Origin of the sequence: Burkholderia sp. ABCPW 111, from assembly GCF_000773065.1 — a bacterium.
Lineage (GTDB): Bacteria > Pseudomonadota > Gammaproteobacteria > Burkholderiales > Burkholderiaceae > Burkholderia > Burkholderia savannae.
The window spans coordinates 15,077-31,747 of the sequence record NZ_JPWT01000080.1; the positions used below are offsets into that span (position 1 = coordinate 15,077).

The following is a 16,671-nucleotide window of genomic DNA, read 5'->3' on the forward strand; positions in this document are numbered from 1 at the left end:
GAACATGACCCGAGCGCGAACGTCGTCGACACGCGTTGCGCGGCGCCGCGCCGCCAGTCTCCGATCGACAGCCGATTCGCCCGGACGTCGGCCGCAAGCCGACGCCGAAACCGGCCGGCGGCGGCAAGCGGCGCACGAACGCGCGCTCAAACGCGCGCAAGCGCCGCACGATAGAGATCGAGCATCGCGTCGGAAAAGCACGCGAACACGATGCGCTCGAATTTCGCCTCGGCCAGGTCGCCGGCCAGCGCGTCGGCGACCGTGCGCACCGCGATCGCGGTTGCGTCGTCCGGCGGAAAGCGATACACGCCGCAGCTGATCGCCGGAAACGCGATCGACGCGCAGCCGGCGTCGGCCGCCACTTCGAGCGCGCGCCGGTAGCACGACGCGAGCAGCGCGGGCTCGCCGCGCCCGCCGCCGTGCCAAACCGGGCCGACCGTGTGAATCACGTACTTCGCGGGCAGACGATAGCCGCGCGTGAGCTTCGCGTCGCCCGTCGCGCAGCCGCCGAGCATCGCGCATTCGTTCACGAGCTCGGGCCCCGCCGCGCGGTGGATCGCGCCGTCCACGCCGCCGCCGCCCAGCAGCGACTCGTTGGCCGCGTTGACGATCGCGTCGAGCGCGAGCGTCGTGATGTCGACGACGCGCGCTTCGACCGACGTCGAACCGATGTTCGGCATGATGCCCTCCATCGAGTTGATCGCGATACGCACAGCGTACGCCCGCGCGGCGCAAGCGCACAGACGAGCGAGAGCGGGCGCTCGATGCGGCGCGCCCGCGTTCGCTCGTTCGCTCGGTGCGGTTGGTTTCGGTTCGGCGCGCGGGGCCCTATTCGGCCTTCGCGTCCCGCCGCAGCAGGCCGCTCACCGCGTCGCGCGGCGCGACGCCGTCGAACAGCACGGCGCACACCGCTTCGGTGATCGGCATGTCGACCCCGCGCTCGCGCGCGATCGACAACACCGCGCGCGCGCACCGCACGCCTTCGGCGACGTGGCCGAGCGCGGCCAGGATATCGTCGAGCGTGCGGCCGGCCGCGAGCTGCATGCCGACCGTCCGGTTGCGCGACAGATCGCCCGTCGCCGTGAGGATCAGATCGCCCAGGCCCGTGAGGCCCGTGAACGTTTCCGCGCGGCCGCCGAGCGCGACGCCGAGGCGAGACATCTCCGCGAGCCCGCGCGTGATGAGCGCCGCGCGCGCGTTCAGGCCCAGGCCCAGGCCGTCGGCGATGCCCGTTGCGATCGCGAGCACGTTCTTCACCGCGCCGCCGACTTCGACGCCCGCGACGTCGTCGCCCGTGTAGATGCGCATCGCGCCGTGATGGAACGCCGCGAGCGTACGCTCGCGGCACGCGGCCGACGCGCTGGCGACCGTCAGCGCGACGGGCAGCCCCTGCGCGACCTCGCGCGCGAAGCTCGGCCCGGACAGCACGCCGTAGCTCGCATGCCCGGGCAGCTCTTCGCCGACCATCTGGTGCGGCAGCAGCCGCGTGTCGGCCTCGAAGCCCTTGCAGACCCAGACGAAGTGAGCCGGCACGCAGCCTGCGTCGCGCATCGCGCGGCACAGCGCGCGCAATCCGGCCACGGGCGCGGCGATCACGCACAGCGCGTCGTCCGCTTGCGCGTGCGACAGCGCCGCGACGAGATCGGCCTCGTAACGCAATGCCGGCGGCAGCGCGACGCCGTCCAGGTAGCGGGCGTTCTCGCGCCGCGCGGCGAGCTCGGCGACGAGCGCGGCGTCGCGCGCCCAGAGCAGCGTGTCGTGCCGCGCGGCGAGATGCGCCGCGAGCGCGGTGCCCCACGCGCCGGCGCCGAGGACAGCGACTTTCATGCTCAGCACCGGTCGTCGTTCACGCTCAGTTCAGCGTCGTGCCGTTCGGCGCGCCGCCTTGCTGCTGTTGCTGCGCGATTTCGGCGAGACGCTGCTCGTACAGCGCCTGGAAGTTGATCTCGGCGAGGTGGATCGGCGGGAAGCCCGCGCGCGTGATCGAATCGGCGATGTTCGAGCGCAGGTACGGGAACAGGATCGTCGGGCACGCGATGCCGCAAAGCGGATCGATCTGCTCGGCCGGGATGTTGCGGATGTCGAAGATGCCTGCCTGCTTCGCTTCGACGAGGAACGCGACCTTCTCGCGCACCTTCGCGGTGACGGTGCCCGCGACGACGATTTCGTAGACGTTGTCGGCGAGGCGCTCGGCCTTCACGTCCACTTCGACTTCAACGGCAGGCATCTCCTGCTCGAGGAAGATCGCGGGCGAATTCGGCTGCTCGAGCGACAGATCCTTCAGGTAGATGCGCTGGATGTTGAAGAACGGTTGGTTTTCGACGTCGGACATGGTGGCTCCCTAAAAATGTTTTCGCGGCGGCCGGAACCCTCCGGCACGCCCGGTGCGATCGTGCGTGGATCGCGCGCCGCGCGCAAGACGGCGGCCGCGCGATGGCTTGCGCCTTGTCAGGCGGCTTCGAGGAGCGGCTTCAGGCCGCCTTCGCGGTCGAGCTTCGACAGGTCGTCGTAGCCGCCGACGTGCGTGTCGCCGATGTAGATCTGCGGCACGGTGCGGCGGCCGGTGCGCTCCATCATTTCGGCGCGACGCTCCGGCTCCTTGTCGACCAGCACCTTCTCGACGTGCTCGACGCCGCGCAGCTTGAGCAGCCGCTCGGCCTGGATGCAATACGGGCACACCTGCGTGCTGTACATGACCACTTTGTTCACTTCGCCACTCCTTATTTGACGACCGGCATGCCGGCTTGCTGCCACGCGCTCAGGCCGCCCTGCAGCACGTGGACGTCCTGGTAGCCCGCCGCCTCGACGATCTTGCGCGCCTTCTGCGACTGCTGGCCGTTCTGGCACACGAGCAGCACGGGCGTGCCCTTGTTCTTCGCGAGCTGGCCCGCCTTCGCCTGCAGCTCGCCGAATTCGATCGAGCGCGCCGACGGCAGGTGGCCCGCGCCGTACTCGGCCGACGGGCGCAAATCGACGACGATCGCGTTGCGGCGGTTGATCAGTTGGGTCGCCTCGGCGGCCGACAGCCCGCCGCCGCCGCGCCGCAGCGCGGGCCACGCGAGAAGACCGCCGGAAACCACCAGGATCGCGATGAGCGCGAGGTTCGTGTAATCGGTGAAGAACGTCACGGAAAATCCGCCGAAAAAGAGAAATCGGAAAGGGCAATCCCGCCATTATAAAATAACCGCTTTACGCGATGTCGCCCCCGAGCCGGGTCCGCATCGGCGCCTACCGCTTCCTCACTACCGACCGCAAGCATCTATGCACAAGCTCGTTCTCATCCGCCACGGCGAATCGACCTGGAACAAGGAAAACCGCTTCACCGGCTGGGTCGACGTCGACCTGACCGAACAAGGCAACAGCGAAGCCCAGCAGGCGGGGCGCCTGCTGAAGGAAGCCGGCTACACGTTCGACATCGCGTACACCTCGGTGTTGAAGCGCGCGATCCGCACGCTCTGGCACGTGCAGGACCAGATGGACCTGATGTACGTGCCCGTCGTCCATTCGTGGCGGCTGAACGAGCGCCACTACGGCGCGCTGTCGGGCCTGAACAAGGCGGAAACCGCGGCGAAGTACGGCGACGAGCAGGTGCTGGTCTGGCGCCGCAGCTACGACACGCCGCCCCCCGCGCTCGAGCCGACCGACGAGCGCGCGCCGTACGAAGATCCGCGCTACGCGAAGGTGCCGCGCGAGCAGCTGCCGCTCACCGAGTGCCTGAAGGATACGGTCGCGCGCGTGCTGCCGCTGTGGAACGAATCGATCGCGCCTGCGGTGAAGGCCGGCAAGCAGGTGCTGATCGCCGCGCACGGCAACTCGCTGCGCGCGCTGATCAAGTATCTCGACGGCATCTCCGATTCGGACATCGTCGGCCTGAACATCCCGAACGGCGTGCCGCTCGTCTACGAGCTCGACGAGAACCTCACGCCCATCCGGCACTACTACCTCGGCGATCAGGACGCGATCGCGAAAGCGCAGGCCGCCGTCGCGCAGCAGGGCAAGGCGTCGGCGGCGTAATCGCCGCGCGCGGCGCGCGGGCGGCATCCCGTGCGCGCACCTCGCCGCGCGAACCTGTTTCGCGCGGCGTTGTCAGAATCTTGCTGGCGTTTCCCATTTCGCCCCAATCCACAAGGCATCCGGACGAACAGTTATACTTGACCGTCCTATGACCGTCCCGTTTGCTCCCGCGACAGCCACGCGCTTTCCGACCGCACCAGACTCTATGCGTATGAAATTGAAGAACATCGGCCTGATTGCCGCGGGCCTCGCGACCGGCGTCTTCGCGACGCTGCAAATCTCCGCGTCGGCCCAGCAGGCCGTCACGACGGCCGCCGCGCCGCTGCCGCTCGACCAGTTACGCCTCTTCGCGGAAGTTTTCGGGCAGATCAAGCGCGAATACGTCGAGCCCGTCGACGACAAGAAGCTGCTGACCGCGGCAATCAAGGGCATGGTGTCGAGCCTCGATCCGCATTCGTCGTATCTCGACAAGACCGACTACCAGGAGCTGCAGGAGCAGACGAAGGGCCGCTTCGCCGGACTCGGCATCGAAATCTCGCAGGAAGACGGCCTCGTCAAGGTGATCTCGCCGATCGAAGATACGCCCGCGTTCCGCGCCGGCATCCGTCCGGGCGACCTGATCACCCGCATCAACGATCGCCCGGTGCGCGGCATGACGCTCGACAAGGCGGTCAAGCAGATGCGCGGTGAACCCGGCACGAAGGTCACGCTGACGATCTTCCGCAAGAGCGACGACCGCACGTTCCCCGTCACGGTCACGCGCGCGGTGATCCGCGTGCAGAGCGTGAAGATGAAGCTGCTCGATCCGGGCTACGCGTACATCCGCATCACGAGCTTCCAGGAGCGCACGACGCCCGATCTCGCCGCGAAGCTGCAAGACATCGCGCGCCAGCAGCCGAACCTGAAGGGCCTGATCCTCGATCTGCGCAACAACGGCGGCGGCCTGCTGCAGAGCGCGGTCGGCGTCGCGGGCGCGTTCCTGCCGCCGGATTCCGTCGTCGTCTCGACGAACGGCCAGATTCCGGATTCGAAGCAGATCTATCGCGACAACTACGAGAACTACCGCCTGCCGTCGTTCGATTCCGACCCGCTGAAGAACCTGCCGGCCGTCTTCAAGACCGTGCCGATGGTCGTGCTGACGAACGCCTATTCGGCGTCGGCGTCGGAAATCGTCGCGGGCGCGCTGCAGGATTCGCACCGCGCGGTGATCATGGGCAAGGCGACGTTCGGCAAGGGCTCGGTGCAGACGGTCCGGCCGATGACGGCGGACTCCGCGCTGCGCCTGACGACCGCGTACTACTACACGCCGAGCGGCCGCTCGATCCAGAACAAGGGCATCCTGCCCGACGTTCCGGTCGATCAGTTCGCGGACGGCGATCCGGACGACGTGCTCGTCACGCGCGAAGTCGACTACACGAACCACCTCGCGAACACGCAGGACCCGAACGAGAAGAAGGAGCTCGAGGATCGCGAGCAGCGCCGGATGGAGCAACTGCGCATTCTCGAGGAGCAGAACGACAAGAAGACGCCCGAGCAGCGTCAGAAGGATCGCGAGCGCAAGCCGGTCGAATTCGGCAGCGCCGACGACTTCATGATGCAGCAGGCACTCAACAAGCTCGAAGGCAAGCCGGTCGAGCAGTCGAAGATGCTCGTCGCCGACAGCGCGTCGAAGAGCCCGGCCGACAAGGCGGCCGCCGCGTCCGCGCCGAAGGCGGCGCCGAAAGCGGCCGCGAAGCCGGCGCCGGCGCCGAAGCCCGCTTCGGCACCGCAGCCGCAGTAAGCGCGCGACGCAACGCACGGGCCATCGCGGCGGCTTGCCGCGATGGCCCGTTTTCTTTGTGCGCCTAGAATAATGTTCGAGACCGTTTCTCCGCCCCGCGGCCCACGATGAACGACGATCAACTCCTCCGCTATTCCCGCCACATCCTCGTCGACGAAATCGGCATCGAAGCGCAGCAGCGCTTTCTCGACGCGCATGCGATCGTCGTCGGCGCGGGCGGGCTCGGATCGCCCGCTGCGATGTATCTCGCGGCGTCGGGCGTCGGCACGATCACGCTCGTCGACGCCGACACGGTCGACCTCACGAACCTGCAGCGGCAGATCCTGCACGTGAGCGCGTCGGTGGGCCGCAAGAAGGTCGAATCGGGGCGCGACGCGCTCGCGCGGCTCAATCCCGACGTGAAGGTGAACGCGGTGGCCGAGCGCGTCGACGATGCGTGGCTGAACGCGCATGTGCCGCAAGCGAGCGTCGTGCTCGACTGCACCGACAATTTCGCGACGCGCCACGCGATCAACCGCGCATGCGTCGAGCACCGGGTGCCGCTCGTGTCGGGCGCGGCGCTGCGCTTCGACGGGCAGATCAGCACGTTCGACTTCCGCGATCCGGGCTCGCCCTGCTACGCGTGCGTGTTTCCGGAAGATCAGCCGTTCGAGGAGGTCGCGTGCTCGACGATGGGCGTGTTCGCGCCGACTGTCGGCATCATCGGTGCGATGCAGGCGGCCGAGGCGCTGCGCGTGATCGGCGGAATCGGCACGACGCTCGTCGGCCGGCTGATGATGCTCGACTCGCTGCGGATGGAATGGAACACGATGAAGATCGCGCGGCAGCCGGATTGCCCGGTGTGCGGCGCGGGCGGCGCGCATTGAGCGAGGCGGCGGCGGCGCAGGGTGTCGCCGCAACCGTTGGCGTTGGCGTTGGCGTTGGCGTTGGCTTCGGCTTCGGCTTCGGCTTCGGCTTCGGCTTCGGCTTCGGCTTCGGCTTCGGCATGGAAACATGACGCGCGATCGCGCTTTCGAGCGAACGGCGACAAGCAAGCGATCCCGCCGCTCGCGCCCCGCCTTCCGCCTCCGCTGACGAATGCGCGCCCACGCGCGCCGCCAAATCAGGCCGCGACGTCGGCCCGAGGCTCGGCGCTCGCGAGGCGATTGAGCGCCGCCTGCACCTCTTCCGGCTCGAACGACGCGAGCACGTCCGCGGTCGGCTTCTCGAGCGCCTTCAGATGCGCGCGCAAGATCTCCTGCTTGACGACGAGCAACTGGCTCGGATGCATCGAGAACTCGGTGAGCCCCATGCCGAGCAAAAGGCGCGTCAACGCCGGATCGCCCGCCATCTCGCCGCACACCGACACCGGCACGCCCGCGCGCTTCGCCTCGCGCAGCGTGAACGCGATCAGGTGCAGCACCGCCGGGTGCAGCGGATCGTACAGATGCGCGACCGCGTTGTCCGCGCGGTCGATCGCGAGCGTGTACTGGATCAGGTCGTTCGTGCCGATCGACAGGAAATCGACGCGCTTCAGGAACAGCGGCAGCGCGATCGCCGCGGCCGGAATCTCGATCATCGCGCCGACACGCACGTTCGGATCGTACGCGAGCCCCGCCGCGTCGAGCTGCCGCTTCGCCTCGTTGATGAGGTCGAGCGTCTGGTCGATCTCCTGCGCGTGCGCGAGCATCGGGATCAGGATCTTCACCTGGCCGAACGCCGACGCGCGCAGGATCGCGCGCAGCTGCGTGAGGAACATCTGCGGCTCCGACAGGCTCCAGCGAATCGCGCGCAGGCCGAGCGCCGGGTTCGGCGCGGTCTCGTAGCCTTCGTCGTGCATGTCGAGCGGCTTGTCCGCGCCGACGTCGATCGTGCGGATCGTCACGGGCATGCCGCGCATCAGCTCGACCGCGCGCTTGTACTCGGCGAACTGCTCCTCCTCCTCCGGCATCCGGTTCTTGCTCATGAACAGGAACTCGGAGCGGAACAGACCGACGCCGACCGCGCCCGCGTCGACGGCCGCCTTCGCGTCGTCGGGCAGTTCGATGTTCGCGAGGAGATCGATCTTCGCGCCGCAGAGCGTCAGCGCGGGCGAGAACTTGAGCCGTTGCAGCTTGCGCTGTTCGAGCGCCCTCTCCGATTGCCGGTACGAATATTCCTCGAGGACGATCGGCGCGGGATCGACGATCACGATCCCCTGGTCGCCGTCGACGATGATGAGATCGTCCTGGCGGATCAGCGCGCTCGCATGCTGGACGCCGACCGCGGCCGGAATTCCGAGGCTGCGCGCGACGATCGCCGTGTGCGACGTGCGCCCGCCCAGGTCGGTGACGAACGCCTGGAACGCCTGCGTCTTGAACTGCATCATGTCGGCGGGCGCGATGTCGTGCGCCACCACGATCATCTCGTCGTGGCCGTTGCCCGCGGCGCAGTCGAGCGCCTGCGCGGCGGACGGCGCGCCCGCGAGCGCCTTCAGCACCCGCTCGACGACCTGCTCGATGTCCGCGCGGCGCTCGCGCAGGTATTCGTCCTCGATGTCGTCGAAGTGGCTGGCGAGCACGTCGAGCTGCTCGGTCAGCGCCCATTCGACGTTGTAGCGGCGCGTGCGGATCAGGTCGATGGTTTCCTGCACGAGCATCGCGTCGCCGAGAATCATTGCGTGCACGTCGATGAAAGCCGCGACTTCGGTCGGCGTTTCGTCGGTCAAATCGGCGCGCAGCTCGTCGAGTTCGCGGCGCACCGCGCCGAGCGCCGTACGGAAACGCTCGATCTCGGCCTCGATCCGCTCGACCTCGATCAGGTAATGCGCGACGTCGAGCGCCGCCGGCGCGATCAGATACGCTCTTCCGATCGCGATGCCTCTTGAAACGGGAATGCCATGCAGCGTGAAAGACACGCGCACCTCCTTGATCACGTGAGCCGCGGCGCACCGCTGCGATGCGCTTATGACCCCGACCACCGATTATAAATTCCGCGCCCGCCATCTGACTGCGTGCGGCGCAGCATCGCGGCGCGGCGTCACGTGACGAAAAAAATGCCGCGGCGTCGCGCGGCATTCTCGCTGGATAGCTGAGCGGCGTGCCGCCGCGGCGTCACTGCCCTTCGCCGAATTTGTCGGCGATCAACTTGAGAAGCGCATCCATCGCCTCGCGCTCGTCCGGCCCTTCGGTCTCGATCGTCACCGTGCTGCCGATGCCCGCCGCCAGCATCATGACGCCCATGATGCTCTTCGCGTTGATCCGGCGGCCGTTGCGCGTCATCCAGACTTCCGACTGGAAATTGCCCGCGAGCTGCGTGAGCTTGGCCGACGCGCGCGCATGGAGCCCCAATTTGTTCACGATGGTCGTTTCTTGTTGAAGCATGGTGTTCCGATGAGGTCAAAACGGGCTGCGGCCGGCCTGCCGGCCGCACTGGGGTAATGCGAATCGGTGCGCAGGCTCAGTGCGGCTGCGCCTTCGGCTCCGGCGGAATCGGCGCGCATTCGCCGCAGCCAAGCGCGCTTGCGCGCGGCGGCGTGCCGGCCGCGATCTCGTGGATGCCCTTCGTCGAGCCGGCGAGCGCCTTGTCGACGAGCGTGTCGAGCGGCGTCGTCCGGTAGCACACGGCGCGCACGAGCATCGGCAGATTGACGCCCGCGAGCACCCGCACGCCCTCGACCTTCGCGAGCTGCCCCGCGATGTTCGCGGGCGTCGCGCCGTACATGTCGGTCAGCACGAGCGCGCCGTTTTCTTCCTTCAGACGCGCGAGTTCCGCGTGCGCGAACGCCATCACCTGGGCCGGATCGTTTTCCGCCTGTACGTCGATGCAGCCGATCCGCGCGGGCAGCCCGCCGTAGATATGCGCGATGCAGTCCCGCAAAGCGGTAGCGAGCGGCGCATGCGCGATGATGAGAATGCCTGCCATGTCAGCCTTGCAACGTGTTCGGCCCGACCGCCGGGCCTGGCGCACGAAAAACCGTGCCGGCGAACGGGCATTGTAGCAGGCCAGTCGAGCCTGTCCGGCCGAGCGTGCCTAGCCGGCCGAACCGGTCCGGCGACGGGGGCCTGCGCAGCCGCCGCCCAACCGTGCGCGCGTCAGCCGACCGCGCGCTCCAATGCGTCGACGAACATGCCGGCGACGTCGAATCCAGTCTGCTCCATGATTTCGCGAAAGCAAGTCGGGCTCGTGACGTTCACCTCGGTCAGCCAGTCGCCGATCACGTCGAGCCCGACGAGCAGCAAGCCGCGCGCCGCGAGCACCGGGCCGAGCGTCGCCGCGATCTCGCGGTCGCGCTCGGTGAGCGGCTGCGCGACACCGACGCCGCCCGCCGCGAGATTGCCGCGCACCTCGTTGCCCTGCGGAATCCGCGCGAGCGAATACGGCACCGGCTCGCCGTCGATCAGCAGAATGCGCTTGTCGCCGGCTTTGATCTCCGGGATGAACTTCTGCACCATCACCGATCGCGCGCCGTCGTGGCTCAGCATCTCGATGATCGAGCCGAGATTCATGCCGTCGGGCTTCACGCGAAACACGCCCATCCCGCCCATGCCGTCGAGCGGCTTCAGGATCACGTCGCCATGCTCGGCGTGGAACGCGCGCAGCCGCGCCGCGTCGCGCGTGACGAGCGACGGCGCGACGAACTGCGCGAACTCGCCGATCGCGAGCTTCTCGGAATGATCGCGGATCGTCTGCGGCTTGTTGAACACGCGTGCGCCCGCGCGCTCGGCAAGCTCGAGCAGCCACGTCGATGTCACGTACTCCATGTCGAACGGCGGATCTTTGCGCATCAGGATCGCGCCGAACGACGGCAACGCGCGCGATTCGTGCGCCCCTGCTTCGTACCAGCGGTCGCGATGCAGATCGGCCGTGTCGCCCGCGATCGTCACGCGGCGCACGTCGGCCTCGACGCCCGCGCCCGTCCACGCAAGCTGGTTCGGCTCGCACGCGTACACCGCATGCCCGCGCCGCGCCGCCTCGGCCATCATCGCGTAGGTCGAGTCCTTGTAGATCTTGAAGCGCTCGAGCGGGTCGGCGATAAAGAGAATGTCCATGCGGGTCCTGATGCTAGAAGGGAGGCGTCACACCTGGATCGCTTCCGGGTCGGTCTTCTCGAGCTCGACCGACGACGCGAGCAGCCCGAGCCGGGCGACGACGCCATACATGTAGAAGCGGTTCGGCGGCGCGGCGCCGGGCTTCGCGTGCGTGTCCGGCAGCGCCGTGTGCTCGAAGCCGAGCGGCACGTAGTGCATGCCGGGCGCGTTCAGATTCTGGTCGCGCTCGCGCGCGCCGTGTGTGCGGTAGAACCCGCCCACCACGTAACGGTCGATCATATAGACGACGGGCTCGGCCACCTCGTCGCCGATCCGCTCGAACGTATAGACGCCTTCCTGCACGATCACGTCGCGCACCGGCACGCCCGCCTTCGATTCGGCCATCTGCGCGCGCTCGTGCTTCGTCATCCGGCCGATCTCGGACGCGTCGTGCACGGTCATCACGCCGCGCCCCGCCGTGCCCGCGTCCGCCTTCACGACGACGTACGGCTTCTCGCCGATCCCGTATTCGCGATATTTGCGCGCGATTTTCTTGAGCACCGCGTCGATCGCGTCGGCAAGCGCCTCGCCGCCGTCGCTCTCATGCCAGTCGACGCCTTCGACGTGCGAGAAATACGGGTTCAGCATCCACGGATCGACGCCCACCATCTTCGCGAACTTCTTCGCGACGTCGTCATAGCAGGAGAAGTGCGTCGACTTGCGGCGCACCGCCCAGCCGGCGTGCAGCGGCGGCAGCAGATACTGCTCGTGCAGATTTTCCAGCACGCCCGGAATGCCTGCCGACAGATCGTTGTTGAGCAGGATCGAGCACGGATCGAAATTCTTCAGGCCGAGGCGGCGCGGCGTGCGCTCGAGCGGCTCGAGCACGATCTTCTGGCCGTCGGCTAGCGTGATCGGCGTGATGTCGGCGATGCTCGGATCGAGCGAGCCGAAGCGCACGTTCAGCCCCGCCTGGCGCATGATCGTCGCGAGGCGCGCGACGTTCTCGAGATAGAACGCGTTGCGCGTCGGCAGCTCGGGAATCACGAGCAGGTTCTTCGCGTCGGGGCAGATCTTCTCGATCGCGGCCATCGCCGCCTGCACGGCGAGCGGCAGCACTTCGGGCGGCAGGTTGTTGAACGCGCCCGGAAACAGGTTCGCGTCGACGGGCGCGAGCTTGAAACCCGCGTTGCGCAGATCGACCGAACAATAAAACGGCGGCGTGTGTTCCTGCCATTCGAGCCTGAACCAGCGTTCGATCGCAGGCGTGGCGTCGAGGATCTTCCGCTCGAGCTCGAGCAGCGGGCCGTTTAACGCCGTAACGAGATGGGGAACCATGTGTAACTCGCGGACGGGAGAAAAAAGATTGTAGAGCAATTGCCCCGTGCATTTGGGGATTGTTCCCGCGATCGCAAGGATTTACCGCATGATTGTCGCTATTGACCCGATAGGCCGAAGGGTTATCGCGCGCGCCCTTGCCGCACGGGCTTCAGACGGGTGTTTGCCGCAGCGCGCGATGTCGGCGCCGCATGCGGCAACGCGCGAATAGACGAAAAAAAACCCGCCGGGAAGGCGGGTCGAAGTCGCTGCGCTCATTCTGTCCGTCGGGCGGCGAAGCGTGCGTGCGCCGCGCCGTCCCGGGTTCGGGGATGAATCCGATTATTCGACGTGCTCGCCGTGCAGGATCACGTCGAGGCCCTCGCGTTCTTCTTCCTCCGTCACGCGCAGGCCGATCACGAGATCGATCACCTTCAGCAGCACGAAGCTCACGATGCCGCTGTAGACGAGCGTGATCAGCACGCCCTTCGCCTGCAGCAGCAGGCTGCCGTCGGCGCCGCCGATGTCCTTGACCGCGAACACGCCCGTCAGCAGCGCGCCGAGAATGCCGCCCACGCCGTGCACGCCGAACGCGTCGAGCGAATCGTCGTAGCCGAGCTTCGACTTGAGCCACGTGGCCGACCAGAAGCACACGACGCCCGCGGCGATGCCGATCACGAGCGCGCCCGCGACGCCGACGAAGCCGGCCGCCGGCGTGATCGCGACGAGGCCCGCCACCGCGCCCGACACGATGCCGAGCACCGAGGGCTTACCCTTCGCGATCCACTCGGCGAACATCCAGCCGAGCGCGGCGCACGCGGTCGCCACTTGCGTCGTCAGCATCGCGAAGCCGGCACGGCCGTCCGCCGCGACCGCGGAGCCCGCGTTGAAGCCGAACCAGCCGACCCACAGCATCGAGCCGCCGATCAGCGTCAGCACGAGGTTGTGCGGCGCCATCGCCTCACGGCCGTAGCCGACGCGCTTGCCGAGCACGAGGCACGACATCAGGCCCGCGATGCCGGCGTTGATGTGAACGACCGTGCCGCCCGCGAAGTCGAGCACGCCGTCGGCCGACAGCCAGCCGGTCGGTTCCCAGACCATGTGCGCGATCGGCACATAGACGATCAGCGACCAGAGCGTCATGAACACGAGCATCGCCGAGAACTTCATCCGGTCGGCGAACGCGCCGCAGATGAGGGCGGGCGTGATGATCGCGAACGTCATCTGGTAGACGAAGTAGACCGTCTCGGGAATCGTCGGCGCGAGGTGGCTGACGGTGAGCGTCGTCGCCTTGTCGCCGTGGATGTAGTTCATCCCGGACAGGAACACGCGCGAGAAGCCGCCGATGAAGCCGTTGCCCGGCGTGAACGCGAGGCTGTAGCCGACGACCGTCCAGAGCACCGTGATCAGCGCGGTGATCGCGAAGCTCTGCATCACGGTGGCGAGCACGTTCTTCTTGCGAACCATGCCGCCGTAGAAGAGCGCGAGGCCCGGAATCGTCATGAACAGCACGAGGGCGGTCGACGTCAGCATCCACGCGGTGTCGCCCGAATTGATCTTCGACGAATCGACCGAGAACGGCGCGGTCGGCGCGGCGGGTGCGGCGGCGGCCGATGCCGGCGCGGCGGCCGAAGCGGCCGCGGATGCGTCGGCCGGCGCGGATGCGGCCGGCGCCGAGGCGGCAGGCGCGGACGCGGCGGCGGCGCTCGCCGACGTGTCGGAAGCCGCTGCGGCCGAGGCGGCTGCGGGTGCCGACGACGCGTCGTCGGCCATCGCGGCGCCGATGCCGCCCGCAAGCAGCGAGCCGGCCATCAACAGTGACATCAGTATTTTGCGCATCTTGGATTTCCTCTTATCGCTCGTGTCTCTTGTTACAGGGCGTCAGCGCCCGTCTCCCCGGTACGGATCCGAATCACCTGCTCGATCGCCGTGACGAAGATCTTGCCGTCGCCGATCTTCCCCGTGCGTGCCGCACGCTCGATCGCCTCGACGGCCTGATCGACGAGATCGTCCGACACCGCGGCTTCGATTTTCATCTTAGGAAGGAAATCGACGACGTACTCGGCGCCGCGGTACAGCTCGGTGTGCCCTTTCTGGCGGCCGAACCCCTTGACCTCCGTCACCGTGATGCCCGAGACGCCGAGGGCCGAGAGCGCCTCGCGCGTCTCATCGAGCTTGAACGGCTTGATGATTGCGGTAATCAGTTTCATGAAGTCCTCTCGCTATGGTTGTCCCATCAGTGCAGCAATGTGTAGCGGAACATCTACAGCAACTCGCATGCCATGTCGGCTCATGCAGGTCTTGAAAGGCTTTCAGGCAGATTTCCGCCACGGATGCGCGCTTGCGCGAACGCAAGCGCGCCTTGGCCGAACGGCCAACGCGGGCCCGGTTTGCTGGCGCACTGAAAGGAAGGTTGCTAGAGTGCACGCACGTCCGGCGCACGGCGAACGCGGCTTCACGCGATCGAATGCCCGGAAAACGGGCCTGCGAGCGCACCAATTTCGGTCATGCGCGATTCGTGGGCACGACGGCAACGGCTATTGCACAGATTTTGTGCATCTGGAAGGGGAACACCATGAAGCAACCCAGCGACGTTTTCAACGACCTGCAGGCGCGTATCGGCGATCTGCTGAAAAACTCGCCGGCCAAGGATGTCGAGCGCAACGTGAAGGCGATGCTCACGCAGGGCTTCTCGAAGCTCGATCTCGTCACCCGCGAGGAATTCGACACGCAGGCGCAAGTGCTCGCGCGCACTCGCGCGCGGCTCGAGGAACTCGAGAAGCGCGTCGCCGAGCTCGAACAGAAACTGGCCGACGTCCAATCGTGACGGCCGCCGCCGCTCGCATTCGCTGAAGCGGCCCATCCCAGCAGCTCGCGCCACGCCGGCAAGCGCGCATCGAAACCAATCTCCGGACGCCACGGGCGGCGCCATCCGCGCCGCCCGGTCCGGTCCACGCGGAGTCGAATCATGTCGCTTGCCGTGGTGCGCAGCCGCGCGCCCGCTGCCGGCCGCGCGCCGGAAGTCACCGTCGAAGTCCATCTCGCCAACGGGCTGCCCTCGTTCTCGATCGTCGGGCTGCCCGATCTCGAGGTGCGCGAAAGTCGCGAGCGCGTACGCGCCGCGCTGCAGAATTGCGGCTTCGAATTCCCCGTGCGGCGCATTACCGTCAACCTCGCGCCCGCCGACCTGCCGAAGGAGTCCGGCCGCTTCGACCTGCCGATCGCGCTCGGCATTCTCGCCGCGAGCGGCCAGCTTCCGGCCGATGCGCTCGATGGCCGCGAGTTCGCGGGCGAGCTCTCGTTGACGGGCGCGCTGCGCCCGATGCGCGGTGCGTTCGCGATGGCGTGCGGCGCGGCGCGCGCGCAGCAGGCGGACGAAACCGGTTTGGTGGCGGATGGCGAACCGGCGGCGGCGCCGAGCGCCGCCGAGCTCTACCTGCCGCTGCCGAGCGCGGGCGAAGCGGCGCTCGCGCCGGGCGTGACGGTGTACGGCGCGGCTGATCTGCCCGCGCTGTGCGCGCATCTCGCCGGCGCGCCGGACGGGCGGCTCGCGCCCGTCGCCGCACCCCGCCTCGACGATCTGCCTGCCGCATCCGCCCCCGACCTCGCCGACGTGATCGGCCAGACGGGCGCGAAGCGCGCGCTCGAAGTCGCGGCGGCGGGCGGCCATCACATGCTGATGATCGGGCCGCCGGGAGCGGGCAAGTCGATGCTCGCCGCGCGTCTGCCGGGCCTCCTGCCGCCGCTCAACGACGACGAGGCGCTGACGTCCGCCGCGATTCTTTCATCGAGCCGCGCGGGCTTCTCGCCCGCGCAATGGCGGCGGCGTCCGTTTCGCGCGCCGCACCACTCGTCGAGTTCGGCCGCGCTCGTCGGCGGGCGCAATCCGCCGCAGCCGGGCGAAATCACGCTCGCGCACCTCGGCGTGCTGTTCCTCGACGAGCTGCCCGAATTCGACCGGCACGTGCTCGAGACGCTGCGCGAGCCGCTCGAGGCGGGCCGCATCACGATCTCGCGCGCCGCGCTGCAGGCGGATTTCCCGGCCGCATGCCAGCTGATCGCGGCGATGAATCCGTGCCCCTGCGGCTGGCGCGGCGACCCCGGCGGCCGTTGCCGCTGCTCACCCGACGTCGCCGCGCGCTATCTGCGCAAGCTGTCCGGGCCGCTTCTCGACCGCATCGACATCCAGATCGAAATTCCCGCGCTCACGCCCGCCGAGCTGGCCGAGCGGCCGGCGGCGGCGGGCGAATCGAGCGCGGCCGTCGCCGAGCGCGTCGCGCACGCGCGCGTGCGGCAATTCGCGCGGCAGCGCAAGACCAATCACATGCTGACGGGGCGCGAAACCGATACGTTCTGCCGTCCGGACAGCACGGGCGAGACGCTGCTGCGCGAAGCGGGCGAGCGGTTCCGCTGGTCGGCGCGCGCGCACTACCGGGTGCTGAAGGTCGCGCGGACGATCGCGGATCTCGCGGGCGACGAATCGCCGAGCGCCGGGCAGATCGCCGAGGCGATCCGGTATCGAAGGGTGTTTTCGCCCGCCTGAGCGCCTATCGCACGACAGTCCGCCGCCCG

At 68.0% G+C, this 16,671-nt stretch carries 18 protein-coding genes; 6 read left to right on the top strand and 12 right to left on the bottom strand.

Annotation, left to right across the window (positions count from 1 at the left end):
* Positions 1 to 146: 146 nt before the first annotated feature.
* From X946_RS18655 to X946_RS18675, 5 genes are all read right to left on the bottom strand, one after another.
* Positions 147 to 680, bottom strand: coding sequence for an O-acetyl-ADP-ribose deacetylase (locus tag X946_RS18655; protein WP_038750628.1), 534 nt, complete (start codon positions 678 to 680; stop codon positions 147 to 149).
* A gap of 148 nt (positions 681 to 828) precedes the next feature.
* Positions 829 to 1,827, bottom strand: coding sequence for an NAD(P)H-dependent glycerol-3-phosphate dehydrogenase (locus tag X946_RS18660; protein ID WP_038750550.1), 999 nt, complete (start codon positions 1,825 to 1,827; stop codon positions 829 to 831).
* Between the two features lie 25 nt (positions 1,828 to 1,852).
* Positions 1,853 to 2,332 (bottom strand): protein-export chaperone SecB, encoded by a 480-nt coding sequence (gene secB, locus X946_RS18665; RefSeq protein ID WP_038750552.1) that lies wholly within the window; start codon positions 2,330 to 2,332, stop codon positions 1,853 to 1,855.
* A 116-nt stretch (positions 2,333 to 2,448) separates the two neighbouring features.
* Positions 2,449 to 2,709 (bottom strand): glutaredoxin 3, encoded by a 261-nt coding sequence (grxC, locus tag X946_RS18670; protein ID WP_038750555.1) that lies wholly within the window; start codon positions 2,707 to 2,709, stop codon positions 2,449 to 2,451.
* A gap of 11 nt (positions 2,710 to 2,720) precedes the next feature.
* Positions 2,721 to 3,128, bottom strand: coding sequence for a rhodanese-like domain-containing protein (locus X946_RS18675; protein ID WP_038750558.1), 408 nt, complete (start codon positions 3,126 to 3,128; stop codon positions 2,721 to 2,723).
* Positions 3,129 to 3,261: 133 nt separating this feature from the next.
* On the opposite strand from X946_RS18675, the gene gpmA reads away from it, so the two are divergent.
* The 4 genes from gpmA to X946_RS36575 all read left to right on the top strand — a co-directional run bounded on the left by gpmA (position 3,262) and on the right by X946_RS36575 (position 6,791).
* On the top strand, positions 3,262 to 4,014 hold the full coding sequence (gene gpmA, locus X946_RS18680) for a 2,3-diphosphoglycerate-dependent phosphoglycerate mutase (protein ID WP_038750561.1): 753 nt from the start codon (positions 3,262 to 3,264) through the stop codon (positions 4,012 to 4,014).
* 205 nt (positions 4,015 to 4,219) lie between these two features.
* On the top strand, positions 4,220 to 5,794 hold the full coding sequence (locus X946_RS18685) for a S41 family peptidase (protein ID WP_038750564.1): 1,575 nt from the start codon (positions 4,220 to 4,222) through the stop codon (positions 5,792 to 5,794).
* A 107-nt stretch (positions 5,795 to 5,901) separates the two neighbouring features.
* Positions 5,902 to 6,660 (top strand): HesA/MoeB/ThiF family protein, encoded by a 759-nt coding sequence (locus tag X946_RS18690; RefSeq protein ID WP_038750567.1) that lies wholly within the window; start codon positions 5,902 to 5,904, stop codon positions 6,658 to 6,660.
* A complete protein-coding gene (locus X946_RS36575) occupies positions 6,657 to 6,791 on the top strand; it encodes a hypothetical protein (protein ID WP_268811009.1) in 135 nt (44 codons plus the stop codon). Before X946_RS18690 ends, X946_RS36575 begins: the two co-directional genes overlap by 4 nt.
* Before the next feature lie 105 nt (positions 6,792 to 6,896).
* On the opposite strand, the gene ptsP is transcribed toward X946_RS36575, so the two are convergent.
* The 7 genes from ptsP to X946_RS18725 form a co-directional block, all read right to left on the bottom strand.
* Positions 6,897 to 8,687 carry a phosphoenolpyruvate--protein phosphotransferase gene (gene ptsP, locus X946_RS18695; RefSeq protein WP_186448546.1) on the bottom strand — a complete coding sequence of 597 codons (1,791 nt, stop codon included), beginning with the start codon at positions 8,685 to 8,687 and terminating at the stop codon, positions 6,897 to 6,899.
* Positions 8,688 to 8,865: 178 nt separating this feature from the next.
* Positions 8,866 to 9,135, bottom strand: a complete 270-nt coding sequence (locus tag X946_RS18700) for an HPr family phosphocarrier protein (protein ID WP_010101417.1) — start codon at positions 9,133 to 9,135, stop codon at positions 8,866 to 8,868.
* A gap of 76 nt (positions 9,136 to 9,211) precedes the next feature.
* Positions 9,212 to 9,676 carry a PTS sugar transporter subunit IIA gene (locus tag X946_RS18705; RefSeq protein ID WP_038750572.1) on the bottom strand — a complete coding sequence of 155 codons (465 nt, stop codon included), beginning with the start codon at positions 9,674 to 9,676 and terminating at the stop codon, positions 9,212 to 9,214.
* Between the two features lie 170 nt (positions 9,677 to 9,846).
* Positions 9,847 to 10,803: a glutathione synthase gene (gshB, locus tag X946_RS18710; RefSeq protein WP_038750575.1), complete on the bottom strand. Its 957-nt coding sequence runs from the start codon at positions 10,801 to 10,803 to the stop codon at positions 9,847 to 9,849.
* 27 nt (positions 10,804 to 10,830) lie between these two features.
* Positions 10,831 to 12,120, bottom strand: coding sequence for a glutamate--cysteine ligase (gshA, locus tag X946_RS18715; protein WP_038750578.1), 1,290 nt, complete (start codon positions 12,118 to 12,120; stop codon positions 10,831 to 10,833).
* A 321-nt stretch (positions 12,121 to 12,441) separates the two neighbouring features.
* On the bottom strand, positions 12,442 to 13,938 hold the full coding sequence (locus tag X946_RS18720; RefSeq protein ID WP_038750581.1) for an ammonium transporter: 1,497 nt from the start codon (positions 13,936 to 13,938) through the stop codon (positions 12,442 to 12,444).
* Between the two features lie 32 nt (positions 13,939 to 13,970).
* Positions 13,971 to 14,309 carry a P-II family nitrogen regulator gene (locus X946_RS18725; RefSeq protein ID WP_027789049.1) on the bottom strand — a complete coding sequence of 113 codons (339 nt, stop codon included), beginning with the start codon at positions 14,307 to 14,309 and terminating at the stop codon, positions 13,971 to 13,973.
* 365 nt (positions 14,310 to 14,674) lie between these two features.
* On the opposite strand from X946_RS18725, the gene X946_RS18730 reads away from it, so the two are divergent.
* Together X946_RS18730 and X946_RS18735 are read left to right on the top strand one after the other, a co-directional pair.
* The gene (locus tag X946_RS18730; RefSeq protein WP_004198021.1) at positions 14,675 to 14,926 is read left to right on the top strand and encodes an accessory factor UbiK family protein; all 252 of its coding nucleotides are present in this window, start codon (positions 14,675 to 14,677) and stop codon (positions 14,924 to 14,926) included.
* A 141-nt stretch (positions 14,927 to 15,067) separates the two neighbouring features.
* Positions 15,068 to 16,642 carry a YifB family Mg chelatase-like AAA ATPase gene (locus X946_RS18735; RefSeq protein ID WP_038750585.1) on the top strand — a complete coding sequence of 525 codons (1,575 nt, stop codon included), beginning with the start codon at positions 15,068 to 15,070 and terminating at the stop codon, positions 16,640 to 16,642.
* Positions 16,643 to 16,671 lie beyond the last annotated feature (29 nt).